The sequence below is a fragment of the Chitinophaga agrisoli genome, from assembly GCF_008386695.1.
In the GTDB taxonomy this organism is placed as follows: Bacteria; Bacteroidota; Bacteroidia; order Chitinophagales; family Chitinophagaceae; genus Chitinophaga; species Chitinophaga agrisoli.
Genome location: NZ_VUOC01000003.1, coordinates 614,701 through 629,702 on the forward strand (window position 1 = coordinate 614,701; position 15,002 = coordinate 629,702).

The window sequence follows — 15,002 nt, forward strand, 5'->3', positions numbered from 1 at the left end:
TAATTGTAATCTTGCACAAAATCAGGTTATGGATATTCCTATTGATCATAATGGGATTGACAATGCTTCCAAAAAGGAATGCCTGTTATGTACCTTGAAACTAATAGATCGGCCCAAAGCCCTGCAAGAATACAACCGGGAGTTGGAAGAAGGCGAGGCGGAAATATTAAAGGGAAACTATATGACAAATGAGCAATTGCGAAAGGAAATAGCTCAATGGTAACTGTTCGGCTCCAAAAACTTTCGCGGAATCATAATTGAATTACTGCACTACATTGCACTATACAGAGGTGTTTTCTCTCTTCAAATTGTCTACGCACTGCGTAGACAATTTATCTCACCCCCACTAATCACCCCCTCCCCATCACCACCACATCCCCTTTCCTCTCCACCGGTTCCACTTCGAATTCCACCAACTTCCCACCTTTCAACCTGCCACTCACCGTTGTCCCATAAGGCGCATGCAACTTAAACCGTACATCCCAGGCCATCGGCCATGCAGGAAACAAATAAATTTTCTTCCCATCCGTCTGCATCAGCATCTCCTGCAGCCCTATCATCCCAGATCCTCCCTGGTTAAGATCCGGCGTCCAGTCAAATCCCGGCCCCCAGAATGCCGGGAAACGGTTAGGGCCATTCTTCAATTTCTCCAACGTATAATAAGCCGCTTCCTTTGCAAACCCTAAGCGTGCGCAAAAGATATTATCCTGTTTCCAGCCCACAGCGCTGCGGCGGGCAATAGCATCCGTGTCATGCAGCCAGGTATTACGGGCAGTATCCAATCCAGGTTTACCAATACCATAAATACCATAAGGAAAGACCGGGTACAACTGCGGTGTTTCCTGGTTATTAATACGCTGCCAGGATTGCGCCGGCGATAACATCATATAACCATGCATACGCCGGAAGGGCAGGGGAGGGATGCGTTGCAGTAACCCCTGCAGCCGCATACGTTTCTCCGGTGTAAGATAGCTGGCGGGTAAAGCCAGCAGCCGGTTGGCAACCGTATACAACCCCGCAATAGTAGTAGCAGAATTATACGCCAGCTTATAGGTCTCTCCGGCGGAGCCGGGATATAACACCAGGCGCCCATTGCTATCCAGCGGGGCCTCGCCACGTTGTTTAGCCAGATATTGATAATGTTCATCAAAGAACGTCAGACAGCTTTCTATAAGCGGCATATAAGCACTAACATCCTGCCCGCTGAACCGTTCCCAATCCAGTATCATTAAACAGAACTCCAATACCGTATCCCATTCGTATTCCAGCCAGTTATTGTACTCCACGCCTGCGTCAAAACCGGCCGGCCGGTTCCAGCCATACTCGCTGGCGGCGGGCAGCCCAAAGTTTTCCATTTGTTCAGTGAAACAGGCGCCGTCATGTTGCCAGTAAAACCGCGTTCTGGCAGTGGCATTCTGCAGGGCATGCAGGTAAAAGTCAAACTGTGGGCGCATCATATCAAAGTCGCCGCTTTTAAGCATAGGCCAATATACCAGCCGTTGGTTCTGTGCGGTAAAAGTGCCGCCGCCCCAGTTACGATGGTCCGGTGTAAATGGGTAGCTGTCCCGCACGAATACAGGATCATAGGTAAACAAACCCCCATTAAATTTGGTGGGATAGCTGCCATAGGCATTACAGCCCAGCATATAACGGAACAACTGGTAGTTGCGGCCAGCCTGCCATTCCGCCGTAGATTTATCCCGCCCTATGAAGATATAACTACGATCCCAATATGCCTGCCACCAATCCTGCGTTTGGCGCAACGCGCTGCTGTCTGTGATCGCGGCTGCCTGCTGCAACCCCTTATACCACTCCCCATACGCAGGCGTTTGATCCGTATGTAGCAACACGCGCACATGCTGTTGCCGTGACGGCCGCACACTCTGCAGCTCCCAGGCGGTATACGCCGTATTAACATATTTACCCTTCCGCATTCCCGCAGGCGTCATATCATTCCCCCATAATATACCCCCAAACGTAAGTCCCTGTTGTGGGTTCCATAACTGGTCCTTTACCGGGTTAAGCCCTTGTTGTTGCACCGTAAAATCAAATAGTAACTTATCATGCCGGTTCCGGTGATAAAACAATACTTTGTTATCATCAAAGCCTACGCTGTCATGATAAACGATCACAGGCACAGGCCCTCCTCTGTAGCCGGAAGAAGCAAACTGTTCCCCCGCACGCAGCACCCGGTCTTTCCTTCGCCAGTTCTCATAGCGGGCAGTAGCTTTCACAGGCTGGCGGCTATTCACATCTATATGCACCAAAGGCCGCTGTACCTCCACCCATACCCGTATGTTTGTTTCCTGTGCGCCTTTGCGCCCGGTAATTTCTATATACCCTTGCTGCAGGTGCAGTGTTTGCCGGAACTGTGCGCCGGGTGTAAAAGGATTGGGGCTAAGTTTTATTCGTAGCCGGCCTTGTTTAAGCTGTATATTATTCTCGTCAAATGCGCCGCTGCGGGATATATAACATAACAGCTCCCCATTCTCCATCCATACATTCAGTCCTATATCTCCGCCACCACAGGGCATTGACTCGCCGGCATGGCGGCTTTGCCGGCTCCACGTGATATTACAGGCGTCCAGATCAGATTGTGCCCGTGCACAATGAAAAAACAGGATCAGCAGTAAACCAGATGTTATATATCGTAATAGGCTGTACATAAGCAGTTCACGGGTAAAGTTAAGCCGCCCGCGCCAGGTTTCCGCTAACCGTTGTTCCGGTAACGTTTGCGTAAAAAAATGCTAATTTACCTGGATATTTCTGTAGTTTGATCGCGTTAGCGAGGATCAAAATTCCATGTTGATGAAAATGCGGACGCTTTGCTTTTTATTATTGTTTTGTGTGCAGGTAATAGCGCAGGAGAAAAAGTACGACATCATAGTAGCTCAGGATGGTAGCGGTAATTTTACCACCATACAGGAAGCTGTTAATAGCGTGCGTGATTTTGCGCAGGTCCCTGCCAGGATCTTTATAAAAAATGGCGTGTACCATGAAAAACTGGTCATCCCTACCTGGAAAACGATGATCACCCTCATAGGCGAGAACAAAGACAGCACCATTATCACCAATGCTGATTACTCCGGAAAAGCCTACCCAGGCAAAGATCCTACCGGAAAAGACAAGTATAATACCTTTACTTCCTACACCGTGCTGGTAACAGGTGACGATTTCACCGCAGACAATATCACCATAGAAAATGCCGCCGGGCCCGTAGGTCAGGCCGTTGCATTGCATGTGGAAGGTGACCGCTGCACGGTGCGCAACTGCCGCCTCCTGGGCAACCAGGATACGCTGTACGCCGGGCGCGAAGGCAGCCGCCAGTATTACAAAGGTTGTTATATTACCGGCACTACGGATTTTATCTTCGGCGCATCCACTGTGGTATTTGATAGTTGCACCATCAACAGTAAAAAGAATTCTTATGTTACCGCCGCCTCTACTACCAATCACCAGGAGTATGGTTTTGTATTCCTGCATTGCACCCTTACGGCAGATACCGGCGTAAATAAAGTATTCCTGGGCCGGCCCTGGCGCCCTTACGCAGCAGTGATCTTTGCAGAGTGTTCGCTGGGTGCGCACATTCTGCCACAAGGCTGGCACAACTGGAACCAGGTAAACAATGAGCAAACCGCCCGTTATGCGGAGTACGGGAATACGGGCGTTGCTGCTATTACCACCGCCCGCGTTCCCTGGAGCCACCAGCTCAGCGCAAAACAAGCAAAACAACTAACATTAACAAACATATTCAAAGACTGGCGCCCACTGTAACAAACAATCGCCAGCCGTTAAACGCATATGCAGATTAATAAGTGTTATATATACAATTATGCAAAGATCGTATTCTGCGTTCTTTTCGTCATTGGCATCCATCCCGCACATGCCCAGCAGCAGCCACCCGCTGTCATCGACTGGCGCGCGGATGAAATGCTTAACACTTATCTCATGCAGCAAATGCATACCCGTTACGATCTGCGCCGGCAGCAATGGCAGCAGGCGCTAACATCTGCTGCTAGCTTGCGCGCCTACCAGCAACAATTACGGACTGCCTACCGGCAGCTGCTGGGACCGTGGCCGGAGAAAGTAGCACTGGAGCCCAAAATAACAGGCACCCTGCAGCAAAATGGCTACCACATAGAAAAGGTCATCTACCAAAGCCTGCCGCAACATCATGTTACCGCCAATCTATATGTGCCGGCAGGCAAGGGGCCTTTTCCCGGGGTGTTGTTATTCTGTGGGCACGAAGCCACCGCAAAGGCTACGGAATCTTACCAGCAAACCGCCATACTGCTGGCCAAACAAGGCCTGGTGGTGCTGATGATAGATCCTGTTTCACAGGGAGAACGGCATCAGCTTACAGATAACGCCGGCAAACCGCTCACCCGCGGCGGTACTACGGAGCATACATTGCTCAATGCCGCTGCTGCCTTAATAGGCTCCAGCGTGGCAGCCTATGAGTTATGGGATAATGAGCGCGGCCTGGATTACCTGCTAAGCAGGAAGGAAGTGGATACCGCCCGCATCGGTTGCCTGGGTAACTCCGGTGGCGGTACGCAAACGGCTTATTTCATGGCCTATGAAAGCCGGATAAAAGTAGCAGCAGTATGCAGCTACATCACCACCCGCGAGCGCACCTTTGAGCTGGCAGGCCCGCTGGATGGCTGCGTACAGATCCCCAACGAAGGAAAACTCGGACTGGAGATAGCAGATTACATGCATATGCTGGCCCCTAAACCGCTACTGGTACTGGCCGGCCGTTATGATTTTGTAGACTATACCGGCGTGGAGATCGCCTACCGCGAAGCGCAACAATGTTATAAAGTATTAGGCGCTACTGACCGGCTGCAGCTGGTTACGGTGGATGATGGCCACGGCATTTCCTTACCCAAACGAGAGGCGGCCGCCCGCTGGTTCCGCAGGTGGTTGTATAAGGATGACCGCCCGGTACAGGAAGGCACGCTGCCGGTATTAACCGCTGCTGATCTCAACTGCACCACTACCGGAGAACTGAACAATAGCCTGACTGGAGAGGCTACGCTGCAGGAGCATTTGCTGCAAACTGCCCTGGCGCTGGAAAACAGCCGCCGGTTATTCCGGCAAACGGTAACGGGTGCGGCAAGAATAGACACGATCCGGAAATTACTGGGCATTCCCCCTTCCGGCCGCTCCATAACAGTAGCGAAACCCGCCAGTGCGCAACATCCGCCGCTGACAACCCGCGCAAACAGTATCAAACATCCACTACAGGTAACACCCGTCAGCACAATACAACATCCCGCCGGGCAGGCACAGACTTATCTGCTCCGCGTTGTGGGCGAGCCTGTTTTACCGTTCATCCTGCTCCGCCCGCAGGGGCCCGTTCGGCAGGTAATGATAGCCCTGCAGGATCAGGGTAAAAAAGCCTGGCTGGATAGCACGGCTTTGCTCCAATCCTGGCTGCAGCAAGGTTATGCCGTATTGCTCCCTGACCTGCGCGGTACCGGAGAGACCGCAGACCGGCCGGAGTTTAACAATACCAAATTTTATAACAAAGAATACCGGAATGTAATGTCATCCCTGCATATTGGCCGGCCGCTTATCGGCCAGCGGGTAACAGACCTGTTGTCGCTGCTGGATTACCTGCAGGCAGACAGCGCCTTTCATCAAAGCAGGATAACCGTACGCGCATCTGGGAAAATGGCCCTGGTAGCGCTGCATGCAGCTGCTATCGATGAGCGCATCAGCCATTTGCAGGCAGATCTTTACCTGCATTCCTTTACGGATATGATCCGTCATGTAATGGAAAAAGACCAGTATAGCGATGTAATACCCGGCGTTCTGCGGTATTACGATATACCGGACCTGTTGCAGATAGTTGATAAGCGGTTTGCTTTTCAATGAGTGGGCCGGTATGTTTGTAAATACTTGTTATACGGTAAACGGAAACATGAATCACTGAATTATTAATCAATTTGGATATCGCGTCAATGACTGTCAGATCTTTTTTGCTGCATAGTGCCATCATCGTAGGCATGGCAGCCTGTTCATCCGCTAAGAAGGAGAAAGAGGAAGCGCCCGCGCCTCCCGAAAGCCTGCCCATGGAGGTACTTAGCCTGGATAACCTGGATGCCTTCGCTGCCCCGGATAATAATTGGCAGCTGGCGGGCAATGTGTATGTAAACCGGCAACAACCGCAGCAGATGGAAGTAAAAGAGGGCAAAGGCATCCTGGCATTTGCTACCGCCAAAGGCAATAGTACGCTGCGTACAAAAATGGAGCATGGGGATATAGACCTGGAGCTGGATTTTATGCTGTCTGGCCAGGCCGGCGCTACGCTGCTTTTCCAGGGTAAATATCCCTTACAATTAAAGGATAGCTGGTTAAAGGATAGCGTTACGGTGGATGATTGTGGCGCAGTAGAGGGAAAGGCTCCTTTACTCAATGCCTGTAAAGCGCCTGGTTTGTGGCAGCACCTGGAGGTAAAATTCAGAACCGCCCGTTCCGGCTACAGTGCCACGGGTACTACAGAAGCCGGTTTTGAAAGGGTAGTGCTCAACGGCCGTACCATCCAGCAGGAGCCATCACTGGATAGCATTACTACGGACACTTTACTGAAACAGGTGCAGACCGGCCCCCTGGGCTTCCTGGTAAAGAATGGACCGGTAGCCTTCCGTAATATCCGTTACAAAACCTATAACGATAAGCGCGCTGCTTTAACAAACCTGCAATACCATGTATATAAAGGCGTATACAAGAACCATGATACTATTAAACTGTTAATGCCGGTACGCTCCGGCCAAACGGATTCGCTTACCTACCGCGTAGGCGACAAACGTGCGCAGCTGCTGCTGGAAGGTAAGCTGCAATTACCGGTGCAGGGAGAATATGTATTCAGCATACGCGCGGGTGGTCCTATACGCCTGATGATAGACGGCAAAGAGATCGCCAATAACGGCGGCACCCGCGACTATCAGCGCGCTTTCTATGGCGATACCGTACTAACCGCCGGCCCACATGATTTCCAACTGAGTTATGCTAACTACGACGAATGCATGGTGCTGCTATACGAAGGGCCGCATATCCCTTTCACCGCTTTAACAACGCCTGCTTCGGAAAGACTGGTAGAGCCAAGCCCCTCCATGGAATATGTGCTCAAAGGCGAACCGGCCATACAGCGCAGCTTTATAGAACATCGCGGAAAAGTGGATGCCTACAGCATGTCTGTGGGTGCCCCGGTTGGTATCAACTATGCGTATGATATGGTCACCTATAGCCCGCTACTGGCCTGGCATGGCCGCTACATAGATGTGGCAGAGATGTGGCATGAGCGTGGAGAACAGCAACTAGCCCGGCCTTTAGGCGCTACGCTGGATCTGGCAGGCATTCCCTGTATTGCAGAACTATCTTCCGTTAAAGCGCCCTGGCCGGATTCTATGCGGGTAGATAGCAGCGATTATACCAACCGTGGTTATATGCTGCGCTCGGATGGCCTGCCCATGTTCTTCTACACCCTGCACCAATGGAAAGTAGAAGACTACCTGCATCCCCGGCAGGATGGCAAAGGCCTGCAACGCGATGTGACCGTTACCAGCAATGGGGCAAAGGACAAGGCTTATTGGTTGCTGGCCAGCGGCGGCATTATCGAAAAACTCGCTGATGGCAGCTATGCGGTAGACGATAAGAACTATTACATAGAAACAGCCGTAAAGCCGGAGATCGTGGAGGACGATGGTCAATACCGCCTGGTATTACCCCTGGAAACCGGCAATAAGACAACAGACATACATTATTCCATTATCTGGTAAAACGATATGAAGAGCAAGTTATATAGTGCCTTTGGATTAGTATTGGGGAGTTTGCTGCTGCCGCACCTGGCAGCTGCACAAACAGGTATGAAGGCAAAAGAAGGTAAGTATTATGCTATTACTGATGTACCGGTGCCTGACAGCGTAGTGCTGGAAGTAGGCGGCCTGGCATTTACGCCCGATGATAAACTGGGCGTGGCTACCCGGCACGGGGAGATATGGCTGATCACAGACCCTTATCAAAAGAGATCTAAACAGCCACAGTATGCCCGCTTTGCGTATGGCATGCATGAAACGCTGGGCCTGGCCTGGCATAACGGGTCTTTTTATACTACGCAGCGCTCAGAGCTCACAAGGGTAACAGATACAAACCAGGATGGTAAAGCGGATATGTTCCAGACGGTGGCCTCCTGGCCTTTGTCCGGTAACTACCACGAATATTCTTACGGACCGCTGTTCCTGCCTAATGGCGATATGCTGGTTACGCTTAACCTGTCATGGGTAGGGCGGGGCGCCAGCCTGGCCAAATGGAGGGGATGGATGATGCAGATAAAACCGGATGGTACCATGCGGCCTTTTGCGGCTGGTATGCGCTCACCCGCCGGCTTCGGCTTTTCTGAGAACGGGGATGTGTTCTTTGCGGAGAACCAGGGTGACTGGATCGGTTCCGGCAGGATCACACAGCTGGACTACGGCGATTTTGCCGGGCATCCGGCAGGCCTCCGCTGGTCTGGCGAGTATGGTTCGCCTATTAAGCTAAAGCCGGAACAGTTCCCGGATTCCATCGGTATCCTGCATGATTTTGCCAAAAAGACACCGCATTTCAAAGAGCCCAGCGTATGGTTCCCGCATACGCTCATGGGCATCTCTACTTCAGCGGTGCTGACTATTGATTCCGATGAATTTGGTCCCTTTAAAGGGCAGATCCTCGTAGGCGACCAGGGGCATAGCAAGGTAATGCGCGCCTTTTTAGAAAAGGTCAACGGCAAATACCAGGGCGCCTGTTTCCCCTTCCTGGAGGGATTCTCCTCCGGCGTGCTGCGCCTGGTATGGGGCAGCGATCACTCCCTGTTTGTAGGGATGACCAGCCGCGGATGGGCCTCTACCGGCCCGGCCCTGTATGGCCTGCAACGCGTGAACTTTAAAGGCGTTACGCCTTTTGAAATAAAAGCCATCCGCGCCCAGAGCAATGGTTTTGAGCTGGAGTTCACATCACCCGTTAATAAGAAGCAAGCGTTGGATAATAGCCTGTATAACATTACCGGCTTTACCTATAGCTACCACAAAACATACGGCAGCCCTATCATCAACCAGCAGCCTTGTCCTGTGGTGAAGACAGAAGTATCGGAAGATGGCCGCCGCGTAAGGCTTTATGTAGACGGCTTGCGCGAAGGTTATATCCACGAAGTAAATGCCGGCAGCCTGCGCTCACAGGCAGGCCAGCCTTTGCTGCATAACGTTGGTTATTATACGCTGAACGCTATTCCAAAAGGCAGTGGCCCGGCCTGTGCCGTTACGCCCCGTAGCGTAGCTGCTACTGCCGCCGCCAATAAAGGCGCATGTGGTAGCGATCCTGCCAAATGTGTGACCACACAACCCGCCGGCTGGTCTAAGCCGGATATAACGCTGCAGATAGGCACCAAACCGGGATTGAAGTTTGACCAGGCAGAGTTGAAAGTGCCCGCCGGCAGCAGGGTAAAACTTACCTTCAACAATAACGATGATATGCTGCACAATATGGTGATCACCAATCCTGGTAAGGGCGACGCCGTTGGCAAACTGGCCATGGAAATGGGCCTCAGCGGTACCAACCTGGCTTATGTACCGGCCTCTAAGGATGTATTGTTCAATACCTGCCTGCTGGCGCCGGAGACCTCCCAGAGCATTTATTTCATAGCACCTAAAACACCGGGCGATTATCCATACATATGTAGCTTCCCGGGACATTATGCCGTGATGAAAGGAATATTAAAAGTGGTGCGCCGCTAACCAACCGCCATAACGATCATTGATAACGACTGATGACTATCAGACCAATACCAAAACTGTGTATGAAGCAATTTCTTGCAGCTTGTTTATGCCTTCTTTCTGCCACGCAGCTATCTGCGCAGCAAAACCATAAAGTGTTGAACAGCGCTAAGCTAAAAAAATATGTAGCTTACTTTAACAGCATAGACGATCACAAAGAAGTAGTGAACTATGTACCTGGTGACCAGGCCGCACAATGGCTGGAGCAGCAAGCGCCGTTACTGGACTGCCCGGACAGCACCATTGAAAAAATATATTACTACCGCTGGTACAGCTTTATCAAACACCTTAAACAAACGCCGGATGGTTTCATCTTCACAGAGTTCATCATCCCGGTAAAACATGCCGGCAGGTACCAGGCCTTAAGCTGCGCCATGGGGCATCAGGTATATGAGGGCAGGTGGCTACGCGATACACAGTACGTAAATCAATACATCCGTTACTGGCTCGAAAAAGATAAACAGCAGCCGCACCCGCGCTTTCACCAGTTCAGTGGCTGGGCGGCAGATGCGGTATATAATTATTTCCTCGCCACCGGCGACAGCCGTTTCGCTATCAGCATGCTTGACTCGCTGGATGCGGACTACCGTTTATGGGAGCAGGAGAAAAAACTGCCCGGCGGTATGTTCTGGCAGTTTGATGTAAGGGATGGCATGGAAGAATCCATCAGCGGTTCCAGGAAAGAGAAAAATAAACGTCCCTCCATCAACAGCTATATGTACGGCAATGCAAAAGCCCTGGCAGCGCTGGCCGCTATGGCCGGCCGCGATAGCCTGGTGCGCCGTTATGAGGGCCTGGCAGCACAGCTAAAGGCAGATGTGCAGGATCAGCTGTGGGATGATACCGCATCCTTCTTTAAAGTGCAGTTTGCCAAAGGCGGCCTATCCGGCGCACGGGAAGAGATAGGATTTATTCCCTGGTATTTTAACCTGCCGGATGATAATGTAAAATATGCAAAGGCCTGGCAACAGCTAACAGACCCTAAAGGGTTTAACGGTCCCTGGGGCATTACCACCGCAGAGCAAAGGCACCCGGCTTTCCGTACCCATGGCAGCGGTGGCTGCGAGTGGGATGGCGCTATCTGGCCTTTTGCCACCACGCAAACCTTAAAAGGGTTAGCCAACCTGTTAACCGGTTACCGTAACAAGGATGGCATGACGCCCCAGGTCTATTTCCGTGCGTTGCAAACATATGCACGCTCCCATACCAAGAACGGGCATCCTTACCTGGGCGAATACCAGGACGAAAAGAACGGCTATTGGCTCAAAGGAGACGACCCGCGCAGCAGCTATTATAATCACTCCGGTTTCTGCGACCTGGTGATCAGTGACCTGGTAGGTCTGAAACCAAGAAGCGATGATCAACTGGAGCTCTTCCCGCTCATACCCGCCGGAACCTGGGATTGGTTCTGCCTGGACCAGGTGCCGTATCACGGCCGTATGGTCACCATCCTTTGGGATAAGACCGGCACTAAGTATCATAAAGGCAAAGGCCTGCAGATCTTTGCAGACGGCGAAAAGATCTACAGCGGCGCTACGCTCTCCCATATCGTTACGCCATTGCCTGCAAATAAAGCAGCGCTAAAACTCTGGTACGATCGCCCGGCTGCCCGCTGGACCGCCGCATTGCCCATTGGCAATGGTCACCTGGGCGCTATGGTCTTTGGCACTGTAAACGCGGAGCACCTGCAGTTTAACGAATCTACTTTATGGACGGATGGGCCGCGGGAACATGCACATCCCGGCGCAGTACAATACCTGCCGCAGATCCGCGCCCTGCTAGCCGCCGGTAAACAAAAAGAAGCGGAGCAGCTGGCAGAGGAACATTTCATGGGCCTCAAAAGTGCAGCCCCGGTATCTCGTTACGAGGCCGCTTACCAGCCGTTTGGCGATCTGTGGCTGCATTTCAGGGACACCGCCAGCGCTGCCACAGATTATCATCGCGAACTGGACCTGACCAACGCCATTGCGCGCACTACCTATACAGCCAACGGCATCCATTACACGCGCGAGTATTTTGCCAGCGCGCCGCAAAAGGCCGTTGTGCTGCAATTAACAGCAGATAAACCAGGCAGCATCAGCTTTACGGCCTCGCTTAAAACGCCGCAGCCGGAATACCATTTTCGCAAGATAAACGATAGCACCATTGCCCTTTCCCTGAAAGTACACAACGGCGTATTAAAAGGCGAAAGCTGGCTAAAGGTAAGCACGCAAAAAGGACGGGTGACCGTATCTGACAGCGCCATTACCATTACAGACGCCAACGCCGCTACACTGTATCTGACTGCCGCTACCAGCTATAAGAACTACCAGGATGTAAGCGGCAACCCAGCTGCATTGTGCGGACAGGTAATAGCTAAACTGGCCCGTCCGGACTATACAGCTATACTCACCGCGCATATCAAAGACTATCAGCAGTATTTCAATACTTTTTCCATTAACCTGGGCGAAGGGCAAACACAGCTGCCAACAGACCAGCGGATCCGCCAGTTTAACCCGGCTACAGATCCTGCATTAGCGGCCCTCTATGTGGAGTATGCCCGTTATCTTATGATTGCTGCCTCCCGCCCCGGCGGCCAGCCCATGAACCTGCAGGGTATCTGGAATGATCAGATGACGCCGCCTTGGGATAGTAAGTATACCACTAACATCAATTTCGAAATGAACTATTGGCCGGCAGAGGTACTGCATCTCTCGCCCCTTACAGCGCCTATGTTCAGTCTTATAAAAGATGTGGCAGTCACCGGCCGCCGTACCGCACAGGAGCATTATGGCGCGCCAGGCTGGGTACTGCATCATAATACCGATCTGTGGCGGGCTACAGCGCCTATCAATGCCTCCAACCACGGCATCTGGGTATCTGGCGCTGCATGGCTGTCCCATCACCTGTGGGATCATTATCAGTATACAAAGGATAAGGTGTTCCTGCAACAGCAGGCATACCCCATTATGAAAGCAGCAGCGGAGTTTTTTGTGCACTTCCTGGTCAAGGATAGCGCTACCGGCTGGTTGATCAGTACCCCTTCCAACTCACCGGAGAATGGTGGCCTGGTGGCTGGTCCAACAATGGATCACCAGATCATCCGCGACCTGTTCAATAACTGTATACAGGCGGCCAGCATCCTGCATACGGATGCCGCTTTTGTTCAAACCTTACAAGCTAAGTATAAACAGATAGCTCCTAACCAGGTGGGTAAACATGGGCAGCTGCAGGAGTGGATGCAGGATGTAGATGATCCGGAAAGCAGGCACCGTCACGTATCTCACCTTTGGGGCGTATTCCCGGGCAAGGATATTACCTGGGATCAATCCCCGGACCTGATGAAAGCTGCCCGCCAATCCCTCTTATTCCGCGGCGATGGCGGCACCGGCTGGAGCCTGGCCTGGAAAGTGAACCTGTGGGCCAGGTTTAAGGATGGCAATCATGCCCTGCTCATCTTAAAGGGGCTGTTAGCGCCGGCAGAAGAACTTAATGGCAAAGTGCACGGCGGTTCCTTTACCAACCTGTTTGATGCGCACCCGCCCTTCCAGATAGACGGTAATTTTGGCGGCGCTTCCGGTATTGCAGAAATGCTGCTGCAAAGCCATATGGGATATATAGAATTGCTGCCCGCACTGCCGGATGCCTGGACAACCGGCGAGGTAAGCGGTATCTGCGCCAGGGGCGGTTTTGTATTGGATATGAGCTGGAGTCAGCATAAGCTGGATCGCCTAACGGTAACGGCTACCGCAGGCGGTCCCTGTGAGCTGCGTTATGGTAAACAAACCCTGCAGCTCAATACGCAAAAAGGGAAACGTTACCAGTTACAGGTAACAGACGATCGTTTAACGCTTATTAAATAACGCCGCGGGCATGAACGCATTATCAAAAGATGCTGCAGGCATGAAAGCGCTGTTAATATGCCTGCTTTCTATACTCACACATACTGCGGCCGCGCAACAGGTAAAGGCGGAAGCAACAGAAGACTGGTCCTGGAAGCCGCCAATAGTAACGCCCGCAAAAAAAGGCCATGCGCCTTCTGATGCGATCGTGTTATTTGCCGGCGCCAAAGACCTGTCACAATGGGAGCACCTGGATAGCAGCGCCGTAAAATGGAAAGTAAAAGGCCGGCAGCTCACTATCGTGCCCAAAACAAAGGATATCCGTACCAAACGCGCGTTTGGCAGCATGCAGCTGCATATAGAATGGAAAACGCCCGATCCCAAAACAGATCATGGGGCCAATAACTATGGCAACAGCGGCGTATTCTTTATGGGCCTGTATGAGCTGCAGATCTACGAAAGCTATCAATACGATACCCGTATCTACTACAACGGCCAGGCAGGCAGCATCTACAAGCAGTATACGCCGCTGGCCAATGCCAGTCTGCCACCGCAAGCCTGGCAAGCTTTCGATGTAGTGTTTGAAGCGCCGGTATTCAATACAGACCATTCCCTGAAAACCCCGGCCTATATCACCGTGTTCCATAATGGCATATTAATACAGCACCACGTAGCCATCAAAGGCCCTATGGTATATGCCGGTTATCCTAAGTACGAATACCATGCAGACAAGCTGCCGCTGGTGTTACAGGAACACGGCAGTCAGGTGAGTTTCCGCAATATATGGGTAAGGGAATTATGACAGGGAAGTAGTATTAAGCAATACTGCTTTCAGTTCCAATGAGCCGCGCAGGATACGGACCGCCCGCGCCAGCTGATGTTTGACGGTAGATGGGCTGATGCCCAGCTTTAAAGCTACCTCTTTCCGGTTCATGCCGGATTCGTAAGTAAGCCAGAATACCCTTGCAGACATAGGCGCTACACGCTGTATCATGTTGGTAACACAATCCCAAAGGTCCCGTTGTTCTGTGGTGTTGCCGGGCGCCGCAATGGCAAAGCCGGAAAGCTGCTTCAATTTCTTTTTCCTGAGGGCTTCATCCCGGAGCCGGTTCAGGCACCTGTTGCGGATGGAGCAATGCAGAAAGCTCTTCAGTGAAACATTCACATTGGAAAACAGCTTTCGCTCCCAACAGTCCATAAAAAAATCTTGTACCATGTCATGTGCTTCCGTTTCATCTTCCAGTACGTTTAGGGCAACGTACACAAGCCATCTGCGATACAGGCTGAAGAGTTGGGTAAATGCACTGTCATCGCCTGCCTGCAGCCGGTCTAATAATAGCTGGTCGTTTGTGTTCATGCAGCAGAT

General features: G+C 51.8%; 9 protein-coding genes. 7 read left to right on the forward strand and 2 right to left on the reverse strand.

Annotated features, from left to right (window positions below; all coding sequences use genetic code 11):
• Positions 1-28 precede the first annotated feature (28 nt).
• Complete coding sequence (locus F0L74_RS17905; protein WP_149839250.1) at positions 29-223, forward strand: hypothetical protein; 195 nt, start codon at positions 29-31, stop codon at positions 221-223.
• Positions 224-350: 127 nt separating this feature from the next.
• Here the strand turns inward: F0L74_RS17905 and F0L74_RS17910 are convergent, their stop codons facing one another.
• A complete protein-coding gene (locus F0L74_RS17910; RefSeq protein WP_149839251.1) occupies positions 351-2,666 on the reverse strand; it encodes a DUF5703 domain-containing protein in 2,316 nt (771 codons plus the stop codon).
• A gap of 142 nt (positions 2,667-2,808) precedes the next feature.
• Here F0L74_RS17910 and F0L74_RS17915 point away from each other — a divergent pair, with 142 nt between their 5' ends.
• The 6 genes from F0L74_RS17915 (at position 2,809) to F0L74_RS17940 (ending at position 14,438) form a co-directional block, all read left to right on the forward strand.
• The gene (locus F0L74_RS17915; protein WP_149839252.1) at positions 2,809-3,774 is read left to right on the forward strand and encodes a pectinesterase family protein; all 966 of its coding nucleotides are present in this window, start codon (positions 2,809-2,811) and stop codon (positions 3,772-3,774) included.
• Between the two features lie 27 nt (positions 3,775-3,801).
• On the forward strand, positions 3,802-5,883 hold the full coding sequence (locus F0L74_RS17920; RefSeq protein WP_149839253.1) for an alpha/beta hydrolase family protein: 2,082 nt from the start codon (positions 3,802-3,804) through the stop codon (positions 5,881-5,883).
• An 86-nt stretch (positions 5,884-5,969) separates the two neighbouring features.
• Positions 5,970-7,787: a 3-keto-alpha-glucoside-1,2-lyase-like domain-containing protein gene (locus tag F0L74_RS17925; protein WP_149839254.1), complete on the forward strand. Its 1,818-nt coding sequence runs from the start codon at positions 5,970-5,972 to the stop codon at positions 7,785-7,787.
• Positions 7,788-7,793: 6 nt separating this feature from the next.
• Positions 7,794-9,776, forward strand: coding sequence for a plastocyanin/azurin family copper-binding protein (locus F0L74_RS17930; RefSeq protein WP_149839255.1), 1,983 nt, complete (start codon positions 7,794-7,796; stop codon positions 9,774-9,776).
• 62 nt (positions 9,777-9,838) lie between these two features.
• Entirely contained in the window at positions 9,839-13,657 is a 3,819-nt protein-coding gene (locus tag F0L74_RS33920; protein ID WP_246197757.1) for a glycoside hydrolase family 95 protein, read from the forward strand.
• 10 nt (positions 13,658-13,667) lie between these two features.
• A complete protein-coding gene (locus F0L74_RS17940; RefSeq protein ID WP_246197758.1) occupies positions 13,668-14,438 on the forward strand; it encodes a 3-keto-disaccharide hydrolase in 771 nt (256 codons plus the stop codon).
• Here the strand turns inward: F0L74_RS17940 and F0L74_RS17945 are convergent.
• Positions 14,433-14,993: an RNA polymerase sigma factor gene (locus F0L74_RS17945; protein WP_188316051.1), complete on the reverse strand. Its 561-nt coding sequence runs from the start codon at positions 14,991-14,993 to the stop codon at positions 14,433-14,435. The genes F0L74_RS17940 and F0L74_RS17945 overlap by 6 nt on opposite strands.
• Positions 14,994-15,002 lie beyond the last annotated feature (9 nt).